This window comes from Rhodococcus sp. AW25M09 (genome assembly GCF_000333955.1).
Taxonomy (GTDB): Bacteria; Actinomycetota; Actinomycetes; order Mycobacteriales; family Mycobacteriaceae; genus Rhodococcoides.
The window spans coordinates 37,335-61,747 of record NZ_CAPS01000060.1; the positions used below are offsets into that span (position 1 = coordinate 37,335).

The 24,413-nt window shown below is 62.0% G+C and carries 15 protein-coding genes and 1 pseudogene; 11 read left to right on the forward strand and 5 right to left on the reverse strand.

Annotated elements, in window-relative coordinates:
- Nucleotides 1-457: 457 nt before the first annotated feature.
- From RHODMAR_RS11675 to RHODMAR_RS11720, 11 genes and pseudogenes are all read left to right on the forward strand, one after another.
- Nucleotides 458-1,327, forward strand: a complete 870-nt coding sequence (locus RHODMAR_RS11675; RefSeq protein ID WP_042938871.1) for a hypothetical protein — start codon at nucleotides 458-460, stop codon at nucleotides 1,325-1,327.
- 134 nt (nucleotides 1,328-1,461) lie between these two features.
- On the forward strand, nucleotides 1,462-2,037 hold the full coding sequence (locus RHODMAR_RS11680) for a TerD family protein (protein ID WP_008714719.1): 576 nt from the start codon (nucleotides 1,462-1,464) through the stop codon (nucleotides 2,035-2,037).
- 124 nt (nucleotides 2,038-2,161) lie between these two features.
- On the forward strand, nucleotides 2,162-2,566 hold the full coding sequence (locus RHODMAR_RS11685) for a hypothetical protein (RefSeq protein WP_008714721.1): 405 nt from the start codon (nucleotides 2,162-2,164) through the stop codon (nucleotides 2,564-2,566).
- On the forward strand, nucleotides 2,563-5,388 hold the full coding sequence (locus RHODMAR_RS11690) for a VWA domain-containing protein (RefSeq protein WP_008714723.1): 2,826 nt from the start codon (nucleotides 2,563-2,565) through the stop codon (nucleotides 5,386-5,388). The genes RHODMAR_RS11685 and RHODMAR_RS11690 overlap by 4 nt, the downstream gene beginning before the upstream one ends.
- Before the next feature lie 55 nt (nucleotides 5,389-5,443).
- Nucleotides 5,444-9,046, forward strand: a complete 3,603-nt coding sequence (locus tag RHODMAR_RS11695; RefSeq protein WP_008714726.1) for a tubulin-like doman-containing protein — start codon at nucleotides 5,444-5,446, stop codon at nucleotides 9,044-9,046.
- Nucleotides 9,046-11,748, forward strand: coding sequence for a hypothetical protein (locus RHODMAR_RS11700; RefSeq protein WP_008714728.1), 2,703 nt, complete (start codon nucleotides 9,046-9,048; stop codon nucleotides 11,746-11,748). The genes RHODMAR_RS11695 and RHODMAR_RS11700 overlap by 1 nt, the downstream gene beginning before the upstream one ends.
- Before the next feature lies 1 nt (nucleotide 11,749).
- On the forward strand, nucleotides 11,750-14,182 hold the full coding sequence (locus tag RHODMAR_RS11705) for a hypothetical protein (RefSeq protein WP_008714730.1): 2,433 nt from the start codon (nucleotides 11,750-11,752) through the stop codon (nucleotides 14,180-14,182).
- A pseudogene (locus tag RHODMAR_RS29590) lies at nucleotides 14,182-14,931 on the forward strand (GAP1-N2 domain-containing protein); the annotation flags it as partial. The gene RHODMAR_RS11705 and the pseudogene RHODMAR_RS29590, both read left to right, overlap by 1 nt.
- Before the next feature lie 441 nt (nucleotides 14,932-15,372).
- Nucleotides 15,373-16,896, forward strand: coding sequence for a hypothetical protein (locus RHODMAR_RS28240; protein WP_157226071.1), 1,524 nt, complete (start codon nucleotides 15,373-15,375; stop codon nucleotides 16,894-16,896).
- A 43-nt stretch (nucleotides 16,897-16,939) separates the two neighbouring features.
- A complete protein-coding gene (locus RHODMAR_RS11715) occupies nucleotides 16,940-17,974 on the forward strand; it encodes a hypothetical protein (protein WP_008714733.1) in 1,035 nt (344 codons plus the stop codon).
- Nucleotides 17,971-19,125: a hypothetical protein gene (locus RHODMAR_RS11720; RefSeq protein ID WP_008714735.1), complete on the forward strand. Its 1,155-nt coding sequence runs from the start codon at nucleotides 17,971-17,973 to the stop codon at nucleotides 19,123-19,125. Before RHODMAR_RS11715 ends, RHODMAR_RS11720 begins: the two co-directional genes overlap by 4 nt.
- A 59-nt stretch (nucleotides 19,126-19,184) precedes the next feature.
- Here the strand turns inward: RHODMAR_RS11720 and RHODMAR_RS11725 are convergent, their stop codons facing one another.
- The 5 genes from RHODMAR_RS11725 to RHODMAR_RS11750 form a co-directional block, all read right to left on the reverse strand.
- Nucleotides 19,185-19,922, reverse strand: coding sequence for an HD domain-containing protein (locus tag RHODMAR_RS11725; protein WP_008714737.1), 738 nt, complete (start codon nucleotides 19,920-19,922; stop codon nucleotides 19,185-19,187).
- A 46-nt stretch (nucleotides 19,923-19,968) separates the two neighbouring features.
- A complete protein-coding gene (locus RHODMAR_RS29045) occupies nucleotides 19,969-20,661 on the reverse strand; it encodes a hypothetical protein (RefSeq protein ID WP_232433635.1) in 693 nt (230 codons plus the stop codon).
- Nucleotides 20,662-21,642: 981 nt separating this feature from the next.
- Complete coding sequence (locus RHODMAR_RS11740) at nucleotides 21,643-23,274, reverse strand: DUF726 domain-containing protein (protein ID WP_232433636.1); 1,632 nt, start codon at nucleotides 23,272-23,274, stop codon at nucleotides 21,643-21,645.
- 67 nt (nucleotides 23,275-23,341) lie between these two features.
- Entirely contained in the window at nucleotides 23,342-23,626 is a 285-nt protein-coding gene (locus RHODMAR_RS11745) for a hypothetical protein (protein ID WP_008714745.1), read from the reverse strand.
- A 107-nt stretch (nucleotides 23,627-23,733) separates the two neighbouring features.
- The gene (locus tag RHODMAR_RS11750) at nucleotides 23,734-24,387 is read right to left on the reverse strand and encodes a response regulator (protein ID WP_042938875.1); all 654 of its coding nucleotides are present in this window, start codon (nucleotides 24,385-24,387) and stop codon (nucleotides 23,734-23,736) included.
- Between the last annotated feature and the right edge of the window lie 26 nt (nucleotides 24,388-24,413).

The window sequence follows — 24,413 nt, forward strand, 5'->3', positions numbered from 1 at the left end:
CGGTTCGGGGGTGTATTCGGTCGTCGGTGGCACGTAGACAGGGGGTTCCGTGGTGACAACAGGCGGAGTGGTTGCGACGGCTGTCGTGGTGGTGGCTGTCGTTGTGGGTGTCGTAGTTGCCGCTCTAGACGTTGTGTTCACTTGGGGGAGCGGTGGGACGGTGACCTGCACTGCGTCGCCGGTGCCACCGGCTTCGTCGCTCGAGCATCCGCCCACCAGAACAACGATCGGTAGCACCGCCGTGAAAGCTATTCCTGCATAACGTCGTACAGCACTACGTCGGCTCGATGCTGCTCGGTAGTTCACGGTGTTCTCATAACGGTTGCAGGCGTGTGGCCGCGTTCGCTGCGCCACACTAAGGGTAGTTCGCTTTGCTTGCGGTGTTGCAGGCTTCGGCGAATCGAAACGTTTCCGGCGGGCTGGGCGATGAACAACCACACGCTGCCAATTCGACAGGATGATGATGCTGCCATCGCTCGGGCCCACGCTGAAGGAGAAGGACGCCACCAAATGGATGGCGTCGCTGCGCGAGTACCTTGCTCCAGGCGAATCAGTGAGGGCGCTGTCTCGGTTCAACACGATGCGGCCTCTGACCGACGCGATTGCGGTGACCGATCGACGAGTGATCGCATTTTTCAGCGCGAGCGTCAACAAGAAGGGTCCACTCGTCGAGATCGCGTCATCCGAAATCGGCAGTGCGGACTCGAACACCAAGTTTGGTGGACGCACGCTCACCGTGCACGCCCCAGGTAAAGACCCGCGCCATGTGGGCACTATGCGTCCGGATGACGTGAGCTTCGTGGTCGGCCAAGTGAATGCGATCGCGGCGGCCACGGAGCCGGAGGTGCCCACGGTCGACGTGTACGACCCGTTCTCGAAGCCATGGGAAGCGCCAAGCGCGCCCGATGAAGGGCCCCGGCCGCAGTTTGCAGCACCAACTCCACCAAACCATTCGCCTCAGCAGGCCTTCGATGAACCGGTCGCGACGGAACCGTCGTATGGCGCACTCGACGCGGAAATCGGGAGGAAGAAGCGGCTCGTACCGCTCTGGAAGTCGATCCCTGTGTACGTGATCTCCGGTCTTTTTGCGCTACTTGTGGTCGTCGCGGTGATAGATCCCGACGCTGGGGCGTCTATCGCTCTTGGCATGCTTTTCGTGGCCTTCATCCCGGTGCTCGTTTTGACTCGTGCGCGCCACAATGCAACGAAGCGACGAGCCGCTTCATCGGGCTCGGAGCCCGTCTTCGGGCCTTTCGAGCGGAACTGGCTACCGGTGGGGATACCTGTGGCGATTCTGCTGTTCATCGTGTCGGTAGCGCTCAGTTGATAATCATTCAAACGCACGACGTAAGAGCGTTCGTCACGAATCGGGCCATTTGGTCTGCTAAAAGTAAAGGGTTGTAGTTTTCGGATCGCAGGACCCCGGATGGATCGGTCTCGGATGGATGAAGGAGTCGAATCATGAGTGTGACCCTGGCCAAGGGCGGAAACGTCTCGCTGAGTAAGCAGGCCCCGCAGCTGACCGCCGTGACAATCGGTCTGGGGTGGGATGTCCGATCGACCAGCGGCGGTGACTACGACCTCGACGCGAGCGCAATTGCTCTGGGCAGCAACAAAAAAGTGCTGAACGAGCTGTTCTTCGTGTTCTACAACAACCTGCGTTCACCCGACGGCGCGATCGAGCACACTGGCGACAACCGCACCGGTGAGGGCGAAGGCGACGACGAGTCCATCGACATCGAGCTGTCAGCGCTCTCGCCCGAGATCGAGTCGATCGTCTTTCCGGTCTCGATCCACGCCGCCGACGAACTGAATCAGAACTTCGGACAGGTCGTCAATGCGTTCATTCGCGTGGTCGACAAGTCCGACAATCGAGAACTGGCACGCTTCGACCTCAGCGAGGACGCGTCTACCGAGACCGCGATGGTCTTCGGCGAGCTTTATCGTCACAACACCGAGTGGAAGTTCCGCGCTATCGGCCAGGGCTATGCGTCCGGTCTCGCCGGCATCGCGCGGGATTTCGGAATCAACGTCTGACATCGACGTACTCGAATACCGTTGAGCCGTAACATGTCGAGTGCAGACGCGTATACCCCAAGGGATGATGTGTACTGCGTCGTCGTCAGCCGCACGCACACGTCACTCTGAGGGGATTTCGCACTTGTCATCATCACCGGATCCGTTCGGCTACGGCAACGACAGGGGATCCGGATCGACCCCGCCGCCCCCTCAGTCGGCTGGTACGCCGCCCGTATCGAACCTCTCGGTGGCGGGCCCACCCACGATCTATCTGATTGTCTCCGGTGCGCTGGCGTTGATCGGGTTGATCATCGGCGCGGCGCTAGGTGGTTCTGGCCCCCTCGCTGTGGTCGGATGGGTGTTGGCGGGGCCAATTGCCATCGGCGTCCTCTCGGCGTTCACGCTGCTCGATACCAATCGCCGAGCGCGGCCGATTTATGCGGAACCGACGTGGGTCAAACCCGCGTACTGGGCCGTCATCATCATCGCGGCTGTCGGGATCATCATCTGCGCGCTGCGCATCGCTGACTGGATTGGTCGACTGTGAACAAAGTGAAAGCCGGCGCACTCTTCTCGGCGACCCTGGTGGTCGCATGCGCCGCGATCTCGGTTGTTCTCGCCCCACCCGCCGCAGCAGCACCGGGAGGTGCCGCAGTCTCGGACTTCGGTGCCTGCCTCGCGGCACAACGCAGCGGAGATCTGCTGCTGATGATCGACGAGTCGTCGAGCCTGCAAGCCTCCGATCCGGATGGTGCCCGCATAACGTCGGCGAACTACTTGTTGGATCAGCTCACCAAGTACAAGGAATCCTCCGGAATCGACCTGGACGTCGCAGTTGCCGGTTTCGCTGACACCTACTCGGTGAAATCGGATTGGTCGGCTCTCGACTCGGGTTCGTTGCCGTCGATCAAGAATGCGGTCGAAGGATTTCGTGACCGCAACAACGGCATCGACACCGACTACTGGTTGGCGCTCGACGGTGCTAGGCAGACCCTTGCCGACCACACCCAACCCGTCGATGGCGTCGATCCATGCCAGGCCGTCGCCTGGTTCTCGGACGGCAAAATCGACTTCACTCCGCGCGCAGACACCAACAAGCCGTACGCGCCCGACCTGCCGCTCGATACAGCGGACGATGTGACGCGAGTAGTCGGCGCGGCAACCGAATCGATCTGCCGCCCAGGTGGCGTCGCCGATCAACTGCGGTCGTCCGGCATCGTGCTCTTCGGTATCGGCCTTGCCGCAGGCACCGCGCAGCCGGCCGACTTCGATGTGATGCGATCCATCGCCACCGGAGAACCGGCAGGCGGCACAGCCTGCGGCAACATCGCCAGCCCGAGCCCTGGCGACTTCTATCTCGCGGGCAACATCGATGACCTGCTGTTCGCGTTCGATGCATTCTCCACTCCAGGGCAAGCACCCCTGACCCGCGAAACAGGCGTCTGCGTACTGACGGTCTGTGAAGAAGGCAAGCACCGCTTCGTTCTGGATAACTCGATAGACACCGTGTCCGTCCTAGGATCGGCTGACGTCTCCGGGTTGGTACCCACGCTCGTGGCTCCCGACGGCACAGAAGTGCCGCTGCCGTCATCTGATTCGGACCTGACCGTCGACGCTGCCGGAGTGAGCGTCACCTATCGGTGGCAGTCGCAGCGCACTCTCTCGTTCGACATGAACAATCCAGACTCGCCCCGGTGGCAGGGCGTGTGGGCGTTGGTGTTCGTCGACCCCACTGGTGAAGCCGCAGGCGCTCGCACACGCTCGAACATCCACATCTCGGGAAATCTCTTCCCCGAGTGGAAAGGGCAGCGGACCACGGCAATTCACAGCGGTGAGTCCGACGTGCCTATCGATCTGGGGATAGTCGACGCCTCGCGCACCGAAGTAGACCCAGAGTCTCTGCTTGGAACCGCAACGCTGGCAGCCACACTTATCGAGAGCGACGGCACGCAAACCATCGTCGGCTCGGATATCCCGAAGGAACAGATCAGCGAGCCGCTGCGCCTCGATCTCTCCGACGTGGCACCCGGCCAGGCGTCGGTTCGGCTCACCCTGAACGTGACGACCGCCGACGCAACTACGCTCGACGGCACCGTCGAGCCTGGAACTGCCCTTGCTCCGCAGTCAGTGGACGTGCCGCTCACCATTGCACCGCCGATCGGCTTCCCCGCCCTGCCTCGGACCATCGATTTCGGAACGGTCGAGGGTGCCGGGCAATTCAGCGTCGACCTGCCGATCTCCGGCCCCGGTTGCGTATGGCTCCCTGCCGACGCTGGAACTTCCATCGTTGCATCTCCCGATGGCGTGGGTAGCCTCGGACTGTCGACGTCGGGAGCTACATCAGTCGACTCTTGTCAGGCGCTCGATGATGGACAGGAAGGAACGCTCCCTATCGCTTTGCAGGTGGAGAACGCAGCGAACGGTCCCGTCAACGGCACGGTTGCACTGATGGTGGCACCCAATGGCGAAGCCGATCGTGCCCTGCCTATCGATGTGGAGTTCACCGCCGACCTCGAGAAGCCGCTCGACACCGGCAATGCACTCCTGGCGCTCATCGTGGCGCTGTTGCTGGGGCCTGGCATTCCGCTGCTGTTGCTGTACGGCGCAAAGTGGTTCACGGCCAAAATTCCCGCCCGCACCCTCAAAGGGCAGCAGTTCCCGGTCACGATCTCGGGAAATAGTGTGCTGCGCAACGGCTCCCCATTCGCACTCAACGATCGCGATCTCATCGAGGTCGTCCGCGGACTCGACTCTCCGGCCCGATCCCTCGACGTGGCAGGCGTGCAGCTGCGCACCCATGTCGGATGGTCGCCGGTCGGAGCAGGATTCGTCACCGCAGTCGCCCCGGGCCGAGTCGGAGCGTCGTCGACGCTGCCCGCCACCCACGGCAAGAATCACGAGGCGCGACTGCCACTCGCCGTGCACAACAGGTGGTTCGTTCTGCACGACCTGCAGGGACCGGCAGACAGTGCGGTCGTGGCGTTGCTCATCGGTGACGACGCGGGCCCGACAGTCCGCAAGTCGGTCGTCGACGATATGACCAATCGCCTGCCGAATGTGCTGGCGACACTGCGGACGTCGACCGAGACCGGTTCCGGTCCGTCGAGCCCCAGCTCCCCGCCATCGCGGCCCGCACCGTCCGGGTTCGATCCGTTCGGCGGTGGGGGCAACACGCCGCCGCCTGCTGCCGGAAACTACGACCCGTTCGGTGGAGGCAGCACCCCGCCGCCTGCCCCGCGCAACAACGACCCGTTCGGTGGGCCGCCGAGAGGTCAGGGCCCAGGACCCAGCCAGGGGCCGGGACCGAGTCAGCCGCCGGGGCAGTCCGGCCCGTCGAAACCGTTCGATCCGTTCGGAGACGGACGATGACGGCACCGGCACGACTCACCATTTCTCGACAAACAGCAACAGGAGAGGTTGACGAATGAGGCGCTTTCTCGTCGTCGGATGCGGCGGTTCCGGTGGAGCCACGCTGGCATACATGATGGACCAGCTTCGCTCCGACCTCGCCTCACACGGCATCGACGCCATTCCGGCGGGATGGCAGTTCATTCACCTCGACGTTCCGACGGCGCCGTCGCCGGGCCCCGACGGTATAGGGCACGTCCGCGAACAGGGCGGAACCTACGTCGGCACCGGACCGCAGAGCGATAGCTACTCGGTGTTGGACAACGCGATGAGCCAGCAGTTCATCGGCAAGCAGCGCCTGGACACCATCGCTACCTGGGCACCACGTGACCCGTCGGCCGTGCACACTCCGCTCAGTACCGGTGCCGGTCAGTTCCGCGCTTTGGGTCGCATGATCACGCTGAGCCGCGCCGGCTCGGTCCGTGAGCGACTCGAAACTGCCTGGGGCAAGCTCAATCTGGTCGATACCGATTCCGAGATGCGTAGCCTCGACATCCCCGGTGCCGGAAAATACGACCCGGGTGAGCGGCCAGTCGTACTGGTCGTGTCCTCGATGGCCGGCGGTGCGGGCGCGTCGATGGCACTGGACATCTGTCGATTACTGACGCTGATCACCGGTGTCGATCCGCGCCTGATGGGCGTGTTCATGGTTGCGCCCGACATCTTCGACGGTCTCGATGCGTCGGCCACCACCGGCGTCCGGGCCAACGCGCTGGCGATGCTAGGCGAAATCGTAGCCAGCCAGACAGGTTCGGCGCGTGAGCACGACGTCGCGATTCTGCGCGCGCTCGGACAGCAGAACGGCGAAGGCGAACTCATTCCCTTCGCCCGAGTGTTCCCCGTCGGCCGCTATGTCGGAGCCGAACAGACGTTGTTCGGTGACGGCACCCCGAACGCGATCTACCGCGGCCTCGGACGTGGGCTCTCGGCACTGATGATGAGCCAGACGGCAACGCAGCAGTTCGTCGAGTGGGACCTGACCAACGGCGGCGGTATCGCCGGAAACCGCGAGTACCTCGGCTGGGGCAATCAGCAGTGGAACACGTTGCCGTGGGGATCTTTCGGGTTCTCCAGCCTGAGCATGGGCCGTGATCGGTACGCGGAATACTCGTCGCAGCGACTGGCTCGCGCGAGCGCGGACAAACTGCTGCGCGGGCATGTACAGCCCGGCAATCGCGCAAGCGAGGACGAGCAGGCTGCGGCGGTACTCGACAGTCAGTGGCCCAATATCTGTGCTGCACTGGGTCTCCCGGTAGGCCACACCGACGCGAACTCGGTGCCCTACGACATCGGCACCTGGATCACGAACACCGTGCTGCCGCGGTCCGAGGTATCCACTTTGGCCACGCATGTCATCGATACGACACTGCGCGACTACATTCCGTCGGGCAACGGTTTGAATGCGTCTGCCTGGGTGCCCGAAGTCAACCGCAACCTCAATGCCCGACGCTCGGCGATGCTCTCCAGTGCGCAGAGCGCGGCGTACTCGAAGGCCTTCGGCTGGCATCTCCACTTCGCGGACAAGCTCGAAGATGTGGTGGGGAGCGCCATCGCAGATCTCGGACTGCCGTACGCCACGGCCTTGGTCAAGCGGGTCTCGAAGTACATGCAGAACGTGGTACTGCCTACTGCACAGGATCTTTCGAAGCAGGCCCCACCGGACATCTCCGAACCACCGGAGGATGTTCGGGCCACTCTCGCAGCACTGAAGGGCACGTTGTCCAATGCCCAGGAAGTTGTGTTCGCGGTCCTCGACGGCGCGCGCCGCATCACCGAAAGGCAGATCTACGCCACCCTGTCCACGCACCTGAGTGCGGCGGCCGGAGCGATGGTGGCGGAACTGTTCGACCCGCTGATCGAAGCACTCAACGAATCTCACACCTTGCTTCGGCAGGCCTCGGTAGAACAGCCCCGCGATCTTGGATTGGCACGCCTGCACACCGACCAGTACGCGGCATGGCCTTCGGACCGGGACGAGCGGGTGCCCTCGCGGTTCGCCGAGGCGAACAACGAAGTGATGCTCACCAGCTCGAGTGACTTCAAGATGAGATACGAACTGGACCTGCCGGCAGCGATCGGCAGCGCCAATACCGATCAGCGAGCGTTCGGCGATGCCGTCATGCGCGCTGCCGCTCAAGCCATCACCGGCAAGTGGGACACGAGCGACGGAACCACCGCTCCCGGATACACCGTCAAGCTCGTCGAGCGGACGGCCACCTGGCGTTCCCGGGTGTTCCCGACCAACCCAGCCAGCGGCGAGTCGATCATCTCCTCGCCTTCGGCTTTCGATGTGCATACGCGGCCACCCGAATTGCTCGCACGGGCCCGAAAGTTCGTTGCCCGAACCGGCGAATCGTTCGACAAGTTCTGCTCGGTGTCATTGCACGACTACGTCACCGGTGGCGGAGCCGCCGAGTCCGAACTGTCCGGTCGTCGCCGAGACCTCGTAGCGAAGTTCGGCCAAGCCATCGCGCTGGCACGTCCACTCGCCAGCGTGAACGAGACAGCGATGCAGGCAATCCACAACGATCAGCAGATGCAGTATCGCTTCAAGTTCTCGGCCATCCCTTTTCAGGGCCAGCGTATCGCCGAGGAGCTCTCGGCAGAACTCGAGCGCAGCGTTCGCATCGATCAGACGACCAAGGACGTTCTGGTCAACGCGCTGACCGATGAGAAGCAGATCAAGCGCATCGATATCTTCGGTTCCTACCCGAACTACTCACCGCTGGCCTACAACTCGGTGATCGGGCCTGCCTCGCGACAGTGGAACACGTCATCCCCGTCGCAGCGGAAGGCGTTCTGGAATCTGCGCCGCGCGCGCCCTCTGGCCGCGTCGTTGCCCATGCACAAGTCGGAGCGCCAGGCGATGGTCGGCGGCTGGTTCCTCGGTCATCTGCTCGGCCGAGTTTCGCTACCGAAGGCACCGTTCATCGAGCCGGCGCGGATCTTCGACGGCGAGTTGGGTAGATGGCTCGAATTCCCCAATCCGTTGTTGACACCGCCATCCGAGTTCGCCGCGGATTACGACTGGCTACCGGCCATTCTCGAATCCGTATTGCTGGCCATCGCGCAATCACATGAGCCACCGGTGATGTCGTCCATGCAGTCGTACCGTGCCCTGCGGCGCATCTACGATTCCTCCGCCGAGGACGAGGTCGGCGGAATCCTCGGGCTCGCTGCATCGGCGCACCTGACGGAATGGCTGCGTACCGGCGCTACCGGAACCGGTGTCGCATCGGTAGTGGCCGATACCGGTGAGAATTCCACACCCCAGGATCGCGCAGCGAAAGCCAAGTCCTGGCTCGAGGAAGAACGCGACTTCGCGGGCAAGCACTACATGCCGCCCGGCTCCGGCGGTGGCGTCGGTGAAGCGGGTGCTGTAGGCGGTGGCGTGTTCTCGAACATCACCGTGCGAGCGCAAGCGACCAAAACTCCGATTTACCGCGACATCGCGCCCGATGTGTTCTGGGCAACCAACAAGCTGATCGCGCTGATCGACGACAGCCTCGCGGCAGCATTGCGGCCCGCTGCGGCGGATGAATTCACGGCAGCACCGCCGACATCGAGTTGGTCGGCGGGCGCAGACTCGTTCGAGATCCCACAGCGAGGAAACCACTGATGTCCGACCTGACTGTGTTCTTGGCACCTACCGGCGTGGCCGAGGGAGTCAAGGACGTTCTCAAAGATCTCTCTGCAGTCGGCATGGTTCGGCCGTTTCTGTGGGTCGACGGCGCGGACGCTGATCGCGCTCCCACCGCCGCCTGCTGGGTACAGGGCGGTCGGGAGTTCGACACCACGGTGCAGGAAGTCGTTGCCTCGCAACGTATTTTCGTCCTGCGGCTCTGTGTTTTCGTGCCTCTGACGGGCAGCCTTCCGGCGCTGGAGGTAGACACCGAACGGCGGTTGGCGGAGCTGCTGGCATCGACATCGGGCGGAGCGAACGTGGTTCGGCTACGACTGCTGCTAGGACGACCTGGAGCTGCTCCTCCCGCAAACGCCGTTCTAGCCCTAGATGGTTGGCACAACATCTTGGTTGCACCAGAGGATGCGCGCGGCCCGGGCATGGGCCACATCGCGCTGACCGCCACCGACAACACCCTCGAGATCGGACGCCACGCTGCACCCGTCGTCGCAGCGGTGTCCGGGCTGTGGGCCGACGTGGAACACACACCGTTCGATGCCAAGCCCGTTCTTCCTGGAAATCTCGTCAGCTTGGCCAGATCCTTTTATCGACGGCTCGACACTTCCGAAGTGGAGAACTCTCTGCGACGGCAGATCTTCGAGCAAGACGGCGGACTGCCTCTGCCGCGAGAAAGCGGAGCCCCCGTCACGTATGTCGATGACGTGCCGCTGGCGACGCAGACGATGGCGAGCAACCTGTGGGGCAAGCACCGCGCGGTCCTCAAGGGTGACCGGGTGCCGTATGAGGCCGAGCAGACCCAGACCATCGGATTCTGGGCCGCGCTCAAGATGTTCTTTTCGTTCTTGGGAGCGGCGCTGCGTAATGCGCCCGCTGCCTGGTACGCGCGAGTGGTGAACAGCGTGTCCGCCTCGGTTGCCGGAGCAGTGCATTCGACGGTCTACGGCAACAATCCGTCTGCCTATGAGGTGGTCGCCAACGGGCGCACCTCTCAGGGCCGGCAGGCAAGCTGGAAACAAGTCGGATCCGCGACCCACCAACTGCGTGATTCTCTGGAATCCACCGACAGCGAGCGTCACCACATCGCGCGCGTCGACCTGTCCGATCTGTGGCAGGACTACGCGAAGGCCGCGATGACTCTTGCCGACGGCGGTGCGCGATCCGCCGAATTGCCACCTGTACAGATCGGAGCCAGCAGGGGAGTGTTGCGCCGGGCAGCGGACGTCATCCCCGGGCCCGCAGAACGATTCGATCGAGTGCCCGGAATCGTGGCTGCCACCATTGAGGTCGATGGAGTGGACGCCACCGATGTGATCGGTGCAAATCAACTGCGCGGCAAGCTCGGTGAACTCGATCAAGACGCGGCGCTCGGACTCGAGGCGAGGCGGACCGGTTCTGCTCTCGATGAATGGCAGTCGCGCGGTGGCAACAGTTTCGGAGTTGCTGTCGGACGAACACTGGCGCAAAATTTCCATGAGCGCCACAACGAGGTCCGAGATCTGATGGCACGCCTGCGTGCACATGCTGATGCCGCTCCACCTGCCGAAAGTAAAGGGCACAACAAGCTTGCGCGTTGGATTCAGATCACTTCGGTGATCCTCGTGCTGATTGTCGTCGCGTCGGCGGTAGGCATCGCGCAGTCATGGTTCGACTGGTGGATCGGTGCACTGATCATCGTAGGTTCGATCGTGCTGTGGATCGTGGTCTTGGTGTTCGTATTTCTCCGGGGGCAGCAGGATCTGTTCCAAGACTTGAACAGACGCAAGGCAGCGGCGGCCAACGCCTCTGCTGACGAAGCCAATCTCCGCACGGCCCTTCGCGACCTCGACCGGTTGGCCGACGCGTACTCGCAGTACCTCTCGTGGAGCCGCGCTCTGGGTGCATTCTTGGCAGAGCCGCTGGGACCGAACAGGTTTGAGCGCGCAGCCGAAGGCCGGATTGCCTGGGGATTGCCCAAGAGTACTGGCATCGGATACGCCAATCCCCAACGCGATCAGCTCTCCAGTACTGCTGAGTACTTACGGCAGGATCTGTTCGGCCTCGGTTGGTTGACGCCTCCCTGGGAAAGCGCACTCGGTAATGTCGGAGACTTCCTAGGAAGTGATGGGCGTGACGTCAAAGCCGACCCGACGCTGCTGTGGCGAGCCCCCGGAGCCGGTTCGATGTCGTCGTTGGATCGGTGGTCCGGAGAGTTCTTCGACGGTGCATTCAGGTCCACCGGTTCAGAACTGATGTGGGAAAAAGCTCGTATGAATCTGATGGGACCCAAGTCCGAACTCGTGCAGTCCCTTGTTGGACAGATCGAAGTGCTCGCCAACGGCACCACGACTTTCGTACCGATGGTCGACTTCATGGCCGGGGTCGGCGACGAAGCAGGACAGGGCCGGGTCGATCATTTCGACCGGTCGATGGTCACCGACCTTGCGGTGACTCAAGGCCTGACCGCCGTCAAAGACGATGTCCGCCAACGTGGTTGGGCCGGTATCGGTACAGTCAGTGTCGCGACGCAAATCAGCGACGGACTGTCTGCTGACCAGCTGAGGCTCGAATCTGCCGAAACGCCGACCCAGACGCAGGACTGGAGCGTGCCCGAGATGCCCGATCGTCGCAGTTCGACAAATCCCGCACCGTCGGTAGAACCGGAGACCTACGACGCGCCGAACAGAGAGTTCCGATTCTGACATGGCGACAGACAAGCAGGCACGGCGCACCAATGCGCTGACCGACTGGGCCAACGCGGCAAAGGGCGTCGGGTTCGAGGTACCGACACCCGCCGACATTCTCACCATCGCTGCCCATCCCGATAGCTGGGAGACGGAATTCGTTTCGTCGGCAGCTCGTGATTGGTCGGCGACGATTGCGCACATCAACCATCAGATCAAATTCGGTATGGACCCGAACGAAGTGCTGCGCCATCTGCCCGAAGAGCTGCGGACGCCGCGCAGTGGGCCGGTGAAACCCAAACCTGCTCCTGTCGCGGAGCCTGTTTCCGCTCCTGTCGAGGCGGCCGAAGTTTCCGACGAGGAGCCCAAGCCGATCGACGCGCTGTTTGCCTGGCGCGCCAATCGAATTGCCGACGGTGATGCCGCTGCCGCGTCCATCAAAGACGTCACATTCCACAATTTGATCAAGTACGGCCACACCTCTGCCGCTCAGATTCGTAAGCAGCTGCGCGGGCCATCGGTCTCGTTGGCAGGCAATATTGCCGAAGTGTTCGCTACCTTTAACCGCACGCAGGACGATGCTCCGCCGGCTGTTGTTTCTGAGCCCGAATCTGCCCAGGAGCGCGCCGTCGGACGCGCAGCGCGACGGGCGAGCCACAGGCGGCAACCGGCGACGGAGCCAACCCCCGCGCCGTCACGTCCTGCGCCGTCACGTCCTACCCCGGAGCCAGCTCCCGCGCCGGCGGCTGCCCCGTCTGCAGGGGCATCGGAGTTGGACGGACTCGACCACTCGGACTTCTGCGAGTTCAATTTCGAGAGCACGTTCGTACCGATGTCATTGACGCTGACCAAAGTGGGCGAGAGCCAACGATTGTCGTGGTCCCCGCATCCCGACGCCGAGGGATCTGTCGCGCTGTATCGAGTTGTGTCCGGTGAGAACTCGGCACCGTACAAACCCGAAGCCGGCGAACTTCTCGGCGTCACAACAGGAACGACGTGGATCGACGAACGATTCCCCACATCGGCCGTGCGCAATTACCAAGTGTGGTGCCACCTCGGCCGCGACAACGCCGACGCGACGATGCAACAACCGGACAAGCTCGCTCAAGGCGAGGCTGTCAGCCCGGTGTCGGAGTTCGTGCTCAGCGAAGACGAGGGCCGCGTCATCGGCCGTTGGTCCGCGTGGTCCGGCACTCGCGCGGTACGGATCTTCCGGATTCCGTTGGACGGCGCGTCACCGGTCAGCAACGATCCTAGATATCAGATCGAATCGCATCAGGACAATCTGACTGGGTTTGTCGATGAGGGCGTCGCACGCGGTCAGCGCTACCTCTACCGGGCGCTGTCCGAAGTCGTCGTGGGTGAAGGGACCCGCCAATCTTCCGCGTCTCAGGGCGAAATCCTGGTGTCTGTGGTGCTCGAGCCGGTCGATGACCTGGCTGTGCACCCTGATGATCACCCGGACAAGCCCTCGTTCGATCTTTCGTGGAAGACCCCCGAGTCGGGAAATGTATTCGTCTACCGCACCCAGTCTCCGCCCGACGCCGGTCTTCGCTTTGCAGCGCTACCCGAGGCGGCCATCGAAGTTGAGGGCCTGACGCGAGCGATGCAGCTGGCGCACCCGATCGAGGCAGGGGAGGCCGGCACGTCCAGGATGCGCCGAATTCCTTGGCCGACAGGCTGGGATCGCGCGTACCTGACACCGGTCACCGTCCTCAATGGTTCTGCGCGAGTAGGTAAGACGACAGTGCAGACGCGGCCGATCCCGCCGGTGACCGACGCGAAGATCGTGGAACGTTGCGCCACGCAACTCGTCACGTTCGGTTGGCCGAAATCAGCGGCCAGCGTGCTCGCGTATCTGGGTCCACGCAATCACACGCCGGAGGATCTCCTCGAGTCCCGGTCCGAGCAGGAGATCTCCTCAGCTCAGTACAAAAACGCTGGTGGGTTGACCTTCCGGCCACTCCCGCCCAATGGTTGTGCCGTGCATCTGATTCCGATCGCCTACTCGCGTGGGGAGCGGGTGACCGGCACCGTCACGTCGCTGGATTACCCCGGCCTGACCAGAATTTGGTACACCCTCGATCGAACTTCGGGACCCAACGGAGGTACACGCTTGGGGGTCACTCTCTTTGCGGGTAACGAACTGGAGCCACCCGCTCCGCTGATGTTGGTTCATAATCCCGAGCGACTGCCACTGAGTGCTCGGGACGGTGAGTCGCTGCCGCTGAGCGATCAGAACGACCCATCTGGACGAGGAATGCGTCAGTTTCTCCCGCCGAGGTTGGTGCCGCAGTGGACGCCAACGGGGTGGAGTGCGGACGTGACAGGTCGCCCGGGCTACGTACGACTGTTCCTCGACATCGACCCGGTACGCGCACGTGGCTTCGCGATGTTGGACCCGGCCGTGTCGGAATTGATGCTCGACCCCAACTCTGGTCCTGATCGGTGATGCCGGCAGACCGTGGACGTTTTGCACACCTCATTTACACCTCGTTCGACGACGGATCTCGAACCGGTGGCGGATGGCAGGTCAAAGACGTCTCCGGGGGAATCGACTCGACGGAGCGGGAGATTCTTACCGCTTGGGTAGCGACGCGCTTCGACCTCCTGCCGGCGCTCGACAGGTATCCGACGCCTGCCGATATCGACGATCGGCAGCGCCGGCTGATGTACGCGAAGGTATCGTGCGGTGCCGGCTACTGGCACACGGTGGAAGCGGGAACCGACGGGTCGGGGCGGCCGGGAAATGTCTTCGCCCACGTCGTGCTGGATCGTGAATTAGACTCAGCCGAGCCACCGTTCAGGCCTATCGAGCTGTGGAAGTCGCCGTCATGGTTGATTCCGTACGGGCCGGTGAATACGAGGGCTGCAACCCTTGACTCAGTCGAGTTGCCGGCACTCGGGGGAGTCGTCACGCGAGACCGCGTCATTGATTTCTTGTTGGATGCCAGTGTTTTCCGACTGGGCACGTTCCAGGTTCTGCTCGATGCCGTTGCACATTCGTGGGACGGAGGCCCGCCAGTTGTTCTGCTGGTGGAAGACTCAGCGTCCGCCGTTTTGTGGATCGGGGCGGTCGAATACTTCATGTCTCCGGGGACCAGCCGGAACTTCAGTTGGAGCACGCACGACCGCGCCGATGCGATCGGTGAGAGCATTCGACGCAAGATCCATCTGACAATCGCACCCAGTTCCGAGCGTGATGCGCTCACCGGGCGAGGCGACATCGTGTTACTCGACGACACCGACGACCCCACCCTGGGCCTTCTCGACGAAGACCCCCACAAGACCCAAGCGGGAACGGCCGTCGCGGTCACGCCCTGGTCGATGCTGGCGCAAGCCGTGCTGATCGACCACTCGACAGCGATTCTTGCACTTGGATCACAGGACTCGATCGCCATCGAGGCCGGTGACACTGCCCTGTCACCCATGTGGCCGCTGGCTGTGGCCGTCGCGTCGATGCCAGGCATGGACGACGTCAGAAAGGAAGCCGCACGGGTCATCTCCGAACAGCGTCCGGCGGACCTCGCGCCGGGGTCTCGCCTGGCAATGTTCTCGGATCAGGTGGACGAGGAATCGGCACCGAAAACCACTGCGGGAGCAGTCGCAGCGTTACGACGAGCCCAATCACGCTCTCTCAGGGTGTCGACACCGTTGAGCTACGCTGTGCGCCTCGCGATTGTCGATGCTGATTGGTTGATCGCCCACCGGGCCGGCGAGATCGGGGCCGAGTTCACCGGCTCCGCACCCGCGACTCTGTCGCCGACCATTCAAACCGTTCTTCAGGGCTATATCGGCGCGACGCATGACAAGTTCACAAAGAAGATCGACCAGGCGGTACGCATTCTTCGGATTGCGGACCTCCTCGTGATGACCAACTGCGATGCGGCAGTGGACGTCGACGTCATCGACTTGCTGTGCAATGCATTCGAGACGGTTGTCGCGGAGTTCTCGGACACCGCTTCGGCTACGAAGATCATCGAGAAGGCGGGTGGTCTCGACGAACGGACGCTGCACTTCGTCGTGAGACCGATACTTGCGACGTCGCCAGTTGCGCAGCAAAGTCCGTTCGGCCACCGCTTTGATGAAGTTGTGCTCCGGTGGGTCTTCCCAGCTAATCCGAAGATTCCCGTACTGCGAAATGTTGCGGACGCAACGGACGCGCCAGAACTTCGACATGATGTTGCCCTGTTCTCGGAACTTGTTTACGGCATGCTTGTTCGATCCTGGGCACCGGAAAACGGCAACTTCAGTACCCATAGCCTTGGGGATCTCGCATTGTGGGGGGTCTTGAACGATGTGCGCGAAACGGGAGCGGCAAGTCGACTCGATGACGTCCGCACGCTATGCCGCTTGAACACCCTGTCCTTCGACGATGTGGATGTGCTGTTCTCACGCTTCGGCACGGCGGTCCCGCCCGAATCGGCGCATTTCGCGGTGGTATACGAGAAGGATCCACCATGCCTCGCGTCTGTCCTGGCACAGCTCACAGCTGCCGGCCATCGAATGGTCGCCGACCCCGATGCCTTCACCAGCCAGGACCGCGCGACTGTGTCATGGGCAGCGCTGAGGGGTGTCGCAGCGTGGACGGATCTGAAACCCGATGAGTTCAATGAGTTGGTCGATAAGCACTTCGATGTCATAGCCGCCGACCTGGGAAGCAAGAACACCAGGAAATCCACCGCACCCGTCGAGATGGCCTCGGATGTTCTGCAGAATCTCGCGGTCCTCTTCTACATTGCACAGTCACGTGGTCGTGACGTGTCTGCGGTGCCGGCAGTCGATAGGGGCAAGCTTCAGGCGGCACTCGAAATTCAGTCCACTGTTCTGGGCGGGTTGATCGCGGCGGGTGTTGTCGACGTTGCGGGTATCGCCGCGCGTTCGTTCTTCAATTACGCGAAGCAACAGTCCAACCGGATTGAAGCGCGACGCTCGCACGAAGATGACATCATCGCCGATCTTGCTCGCCGCCAGCTCTATACGGGGCCCTCGAACTGGGAGTCCTTGCGCGACGCGATGTGGCCGATCATCCGTGAACTCTCAGCAGCCGAGGCGGAGATCGTCTTCGCGTCCTATGGGCGGTACGTGGAGGAGTGGGTCGCCCGGTTCGAGTTGCGGACCCGGCCGGACCAGCCATGGCCCGCATTCAGGATCGAACAGCAGTGATACACAATGAAGCCGTGCACGAGCATCGAGAGGACACCATCTGATGGTCACTTACGTACTGGATGGCAAGAGCAAAGCTCACCTGCCGAAGCGGCCGTTGATGGTGACGATGTCGGTGGTCGGCGCACCCGGATCGGCTGCTCTGGACGTCCGTCGCGGTGGAGCGTCCGATCCTTCGGTGATCGCGCATAGCGCAGGCATGCTGATTCTGCCTAGAGTCGAGCACGAGATGTTGCTCGTTGCCATTCCTGCGCAGGGGAACTCGACCTTTCCCAGCGGAACCACGCTGCACGTGTCGGTTGCCGTCGACAGTTCTCAGGATACGGACCCCGACAGGGCCCAGCTGACTCCCCGCGACGTGTCGGGTCTGAGTTACCTCGAACTGGCAACGATAGGGCCGGACGGTGACCGCATCGCTGTGGTGACGCGGTTGGAAGAGCCGGAGGTAGAACTCGGCCCATTGGCGTCCTTGGCAAGGGCCGCTGCGAGATCGGTACTGCGTGTCGATCAGCTCTCGGACAGTCAGCAAACAATGCTCGATGTCCGAGTGGACTCGAGTGCGTCGATGCTGCCTGCCATCGCCGATGGAACAGTCCGCGCGATCCTCGATATTCTGGCGGGGATCTCCACGGTCATCTCCTACGATCGACAGCCTGCGGTCAGCATCGTAGGAAACCGTTCCACTGCTGCGTCGTTCGAGACCGCCGGAGACTTGGCCGACACTGTGCAGCAGCAACTGTCGAGTGCTTCACCCGGTGTCGGATTCGGAACTGGTGAGCAGTTCGGGCAAGCTCAGCCGGATTCCATGATCGTGTTGGTAACGGATTCTGCGACCGATTCGATTGTCAGCGAACATGAGTCGGCGAACTCGCACTTCGCCACGATGATCGCGTCGCCTTCCCGCGCGGCGCTGCGCGCACCCAGTTTTGCGGGCGCAATAGTGTCCCCAGCGCCGGACGGAAGTGATACGTCGGAGTATCTGCGTGCCAACCCTCATGAAGTCGACAGCATCGTCCGGTCGTTCTTGCAGGAACTCACCGGACGAATCACAGCCGACGTGCGGGGATCCGCGCAATGACCAAGTGCCCGCGCTGCTTCAACTTCTTGACCCATGAATGGTTTGCGTGGACGGAAGAAACACCGACGCGAACCGAGGACGACGAACGCGCCTCGGCGTTCGCAGGCGTGCCCGTCACGATGGGCCGGACAGTGGAGCTACGCAAGCCCGAAAATGCGGCGCCAGATTGGACTCCTCCTGCGACTTATGGTGAAGAGCAGTTGGGTGGGCCCGTCGTCGATCTGTGCCCGATCTGTCATTACAGATTGCCGTCGTCGTGGAGGTGGGGAAATGCCACCTGTATCACGATGGCCGGTGCGCGTGCGACGGGTAAGACGGTCTACATCGCCGTCATGATCAAACAGCTTCAACGACTTGCCGAGCTCCGTGGGCAGTCCGTCGAACCCGCGAACTCCGAGACCGAGCGAAACTACGGCGAGTTCTACGAGAGGCCGCTGTACGAGGAGCGCGGGATCTTGCAGCCCACTCCGACCGTCAACACGGGGAGCTCTTACCAACGCGATCCGCTGATCTTCAGTCTGGGCAATTGGGGCAATGTTCGCCAGTATCTGGTGATCCGCGACGTGGCGGGCGAGGATCTAGAGAACGCGAACACCGACGGATACCCTTGGCAGTTCTTCGGTCTCGCCGATGCGGTTCTATTCATGTTCGACCCACTCCGCGTCGAAGAGATCGCAGACCAGCTGCGCGATCTTGTTCCGATGCAGGGGAATTACGGCGGCGACCCGAAGGTGGTCTTCCGTACGGTTACCGGTGTGATCGATCGTGGTACGCCGCGGGTGGCCATGATTCTCTCCAAGTTCGATGCGCTACATGAACTTCAATACGTCAACGGGAGTAACTGGAGCCAGATCATGTCCAATCCCGGTGCGGCGTTCTCCCGGGACCCCGGCATCGGTGCGCCCTATGACGAAGAAGACGGAAGGCTACTGCACGAGGAAGTCAAGAGCATGCTGCAGAAGCTCGACGCGGGGCCGATCATCAGGTCGGTCGTCAACTCGAACACTGGACAGCCTTACGTGCACAGGTTCTTTGCTGTCTCGGCGCTGGGTGATTCGCCAGTGGGCAGTCGACTGCATGAGAACGGTATTTCACCGTTCCGGTGTCTGGATCCCATCCGATGGGTGTTGTCGGAGAACGGCATTTTGTAGAACAGGACATACGGTTTCGCGTTGAGTGCCTAGACGACATCTGGTAGTCGCGCTGCACTTTACGGCAGGGCCAACGACGTCGACAGCGAGGTGAGTCGGGCGTCGATGGCGTCGAGACCGCTTTGATTCAGTCCGAGCAGGCTGCGGTTGACGTTCAATGCCGTGATGAAGACCTCGACCACCGGGGCGTACTTGGCTGCAAGTTTCGTTCGCTTGGCGTCGTCGTCGAGGTACTTGACGCTGCCGGCATTGTCGACGAAGTCGGCGAACTTGACCAGGAAAACCTTGGGGTCCTTGATGACCTCTGCAACGTGCGCGGCGTAGGCGGCGTTCTTCTCGGCCTTGGACAGCACTCCATCAGTCGGCGGATTGGTCACTGCAGCAACCAATCTGGAGGTCTCTGTGTTGAAGTGCTCGGTGATGAGATCCAGTGCCGCCTGTTGATTCGGTCCGTCCGTCAGCCGTGACTCATTCAGAATCGACACGATCTCCCGCGGTTGGTCCTCGACCGTGTCGTGCAGAGCTGTCGCGGCGAGAACATCGGTGTCGGTGCAACCGAGCCTGATCAGGCGCAAGACATTCCTGAGTGGATGGACGATGTACGGGTCTACCGGGTATGCGGCTCTCCCGATCCGCTTCTGGGACAGGTGAGCAGCCGTCGCCAACTCGAGGGCGTTGCGAAGCTGTGCTGGGTCGACATGGTCGGTGTCGATCTCGTGCATGATCGCGAACACCAATGCAGCCGAGTCCATGTCCCTCAGCTTGGTTGCGCGGTAGATCGATCCAAGATCTTTCATTTTTATCTCCTGTCGGTTGGGGTGAAAGTAGCTACTCGGTGGTGCGTCACGAGGACCGGGGAAGCTCGTCGGCGAACCGGTAGGAACAACCGATGTTGCCCGTCGTGTTCACGCCGGCATTTACTCGGATCCAGGCGATGCACGACCGCGCTACCAGGCGAATGTCCTTGGTGAACAGATATCCGTCGGTGCAGTCCTCGAAGTGGCCGTCGTTCTGCCACTCGTCGAGAGGCAGGCCCGCGGACGAATAGTCCGCGAGAAGTAGGTGGCCGAGTTCTGTGCGCGAGCGTCTGAGCATCACCACACCGTCGCTCAGGACGACCACCTGTGAGCACACTACTGGCGTGTCATCGGTGGAGTCGGCAACATAGTCGCTGGGGCCCACCTCGACGATGAATCCGACCGGCTTGTCGTACAGAGACTCGATCATCCATGCGGCCAACGAGTCCCATTGATCGACCTCCAACCGTCGACCATCGACGATGAACGCACGGACTAGTGAACCTGGTTCGACCGGCGCTTCCCACACGTCCTTCAACCAGCCGTCGTCGGTGCTGTTCACGCGTCCACTTTGATCGGCCCAGATGGCACCGAAGGTGAAGTCACTTCGCGTAACGATCTCGTCGGCATCCACACTTTCGACACTCCACCCCTCCAGCCGGACTCGGAGGTCGGTCACGACGACATATCGATAGCCCTCGTCGTCGATGTTGTAATGCCAGTCCGGAATCTGCGGCATCGCTACGAGACCGCGACGGCCGGTTCGTCCCCGATGTGAAACCTCGGCGCGATAGATGTCAGATCGAACGGATCGAATGCGGGCGATCGATCGACTCAATCCGATCGTTATCGCGGGCTTTGCTGTGAACATCGCAGCGCTGTTGGGGTCGGAATGCTGCTCGACGATCATCTGAGGCCGACCTCAGGATGAACGACTCAACCGTGCGTTCCGCGCCGGCTGGATGACGTGCGCAAGGTCGGAGTCTCGAAGGCGGGGAGGTATTCCTCCTTCGGGTTCGACCTCGACGATGACGGTCGAGCCGCTCCGGGGATCTTTCCGAAGGCACCACCCGGGCAAGTCCCCGAGACCGTGGGGCTCGTGATCGAAGAACGGTTCCTCGCCCCATACGTCCGCCCGGCAGATTTCGATTGCGACGGTAGGCCACAGCCGGCGGACAACTCTTTCTGTTTGGAGGGCGAGACGACCGGCGTCCCCCCATCCACAGTGGGCGGTGTGGAAGACAACCCGGGCATTCCCGAACGCGGACTCCTCCACTAGCGCGGACTGGACGTCGACGCTGCGAAGTAGGTCGGTGTGCCATTGGGGCGTGAGGTCCGAAAACGGATGGTCTACCTCTATTGCAACCATGAATCCGGGATCTCCAACGGGTATGTCGTTGGGCCCAAGGCGTCTTTGTTCCATAGTTCTCCTCTGTGTAGACGAAGGTGTTGCCGAGAAAGTCGGCGAAAGCGGAGCCCGGACTACCGGACTGCCTGCAACTTCATGTGTACACGAGGGTGCCGACAGGTTTGTCGAAGATGCCTGCGGTGTGTCCCCGGTGAACCGGGGACACACCACAAATCCACGAGTCAACTGAACTTGGGAGTCCCATCCTGACGGCGCGGTAACTGTGCTTTCCGCGACTATGCACGCCCACGCCATCCGCCGCGTTAGAACGAAATCCTCAGCGAGAGAGCAGTACTCGGCACTAATGCCCGATCAGCTGAGCTGCACGCTTTGCAGATATTCTGAATGTCCATCGACGATAGCGGAGACATCGTGGTCGTGGATGCGGGCGAACTCGGTGCGGAAGCCTGCGAATCCGACCGCTGTTTGTCCACCTTGGGCGGTCTTATAGGCGTACTTGAGGACTTTGTCGTTCGACGAGTGGTAGTTGTGCACAGCACCGGTGACTGCATTGCTGAGAAGTCGCCAGTCTCCCTTCGACCCCATTGCCGCACCTAGCAGGTGTACCGTGTCGATCTTCGGCTTGCTCTTCGACCTCGCAAGGGTTTCGGCGGCTGTTGCTGCAACGCGGGCACCGAGGCTGTGTCCGACAAGCACGTAGCTTTTAGCATCGGTTCTCGCCAACAGTCCTGCCAGAGCCACACCCGTTCGGTCGGCCTTGACTCGTGCAGTATGCCAGGGGTTTTTGGCAACGGCTGCTGCCGCCAGAGCGGGCGCCAACGGCCCCAACTTCTTCGCGCCTGCCTTTCCCGCCTTTGCCGCCAGCCCCTTGATTCCGAGCGCCGCTGCCGGTTGTCCACCCATTGCCTTAACCATTGCTGCTAAGTCTCCGAGATCATTGCTCCCCCAGTGAACTCGGTAGATCGGTGAATCCGGGTAGCGTCGTGCCACAAGCTTCTTCCAGTCCGGGTGTGTGTTCTTCCCCTCGCTGAACAGTCCATTCGCAACGACCACGGCTATCCCGGACCCTGGCTTGATCAGTTCGATGTTGAACGACTTGTCAGCACCGATGTAAGCAGTTGTCACCGAACTGCCCAGCGCACCGCCGAGGGCTCCACCAACGGCTGCGACGACTGCTGTCCCGCCAGCCATCCCCAGCCCACCCGCAGCGATCGAGCCACCACCAAGCAGAGCCAACCCGTAACTGCTGGCCGCGGCTCCCGCGTAACCACCTCCCGCGATGCTCAGACTGCCGATAGCCCCGCCGATCGCCGGGGCAGCAAGGAATGCACCGGTCGCGAGTGCACCCGCGGAAAGAACGGAGATCGCTGCGACACGTGACCCTAGTGCGAGGTTTCGACGCTCAAAATCGAGGAATTCGTGGTAATCCTCCAGCGCCCCGAAGTTCGCCGACGCTTTTTCGAACCCGGGGATCTCATGCTTGTGCTCGGCGCAGTACCGCGGCACCAGTACCGCTGCGAAACCTCGCGTGGCCATGTTGGCGCATCCCGGACCTGCGCATCCCAGTGTCGGCGATCCGCACGATTCGCACAGGTACGCCGGGATCGTGCCGAATCCTTGCGTCAAGCGTCGATGGTCGCTTCGGGTGAAGCATGCTGAACACCACGAATTCTTCGACGCTGTTCCTAGCTTGTCGACCAGTTCTGCGATGCCAGCCGCAGTCTTACGATGCGCCGTTGCCTGCTTCTGATGGCTTTCCCGCTCAGCGCCGTCGGTAAGGGTGCGGTACAGGTGATCGTGCTTAGCGAAGGCCCACGCGTTGTGGACCAGTGCGGGGTTGGTGCCCAATGCGTCGTCACCCAGGACGCGAGGCTCCAGGTCGTCGAGTGCGCCGTTGCAGCGCATCGTCAAACCTTCCGGGCTGCGAACCTCGCATTCGAATTCGCCGTTGCCGAGTGAGCGAAATACGACCTCTGTGGACATTCCCACCATTGCCTTCCTGAATTCTTTGACCAGCCTCGGAGCAAATCTATCGAGTGTGTTCGGCTCGTTACAGGTTGCCCTCTAGTAAATGAACGCCGGCCACGTTTGGTGACCAAGCCGATAACATGCGTGGGTGGGAAACGCCGGGTGAGACGGCGACACGTTGCTGTAGGACGTGAACCCCACCGTCCTCGACACCGAGAACCGAGAACCACGTGTAGCGCGGGTGAAAGCTCGAGCTGGTGGGCACGATGACGGCATCGCACGCAATGGACTCGAGAAGACCGCGAACCACGAACACATGCCCGGACAGCGTGCTTGTTGCGGGCTGGTCGGCAACCGGTGTGGTCACGTGGCTCCTCGCACAGATCGAATCGGGCAGAGTGAAGGTACCAATAACGGTGCGAGATACTTGGACAGCGAATTCGATTGGCGGTCAGCGACAGTGGCTCGGCCTGCTCAGGTGACCATTCCTGCCCGAAAGGCAGCCAGTGCCGCCTCGACTCGATTGCGCACACCGAGTTTCATAAAGATCCCGGAGATATGGGTCTTCACCGTCGTCTCACTGAGGTACAGCTCGGAGGAGATATCCGCATTGGTCGAACCAGTAGCCAAGATGCGCAGCACATCTCGCTCTCGCGGACTCAGCACGTCCATCGACACCGACGGCGGGGCCACCGGCAACACCGACGTCGCCACAATCTTCCGGAGCGAATCCTCACTGAACAACGTGTTGCCGGATGCCACTGCTCGAACCGACTGATGGAACGTCTCGGGTGCCTCGCTCTTGCTCAGAAAACTGTGCGCCCCCGCCTCGATCGCCCGGACCACCAAATCGTCCACATCCATCGCCGTCATCGCAATGACCTTCGGGGGATGGGCCAGCGTCATCAACTCGCGGGTGGAGTCCAGTCCGCCGACCCTACGCATCTGAAGATCCATCAGCACCACGTGCGGCCGGAACGCCGAAACCGCAGCGGACACCTGGTCGCCGTCCGCCAAGTCGGCCACCACCGAAATATCCGGGGTCTTCGCGAAGATGTCGGTCACTCCACGCCTGACGAAGGGGTCGTCGTCGACGATCAGAACGGTGATCACGGCTGGCGATGTCATGGTGCGCTGAGCTTAGAACGCGACTC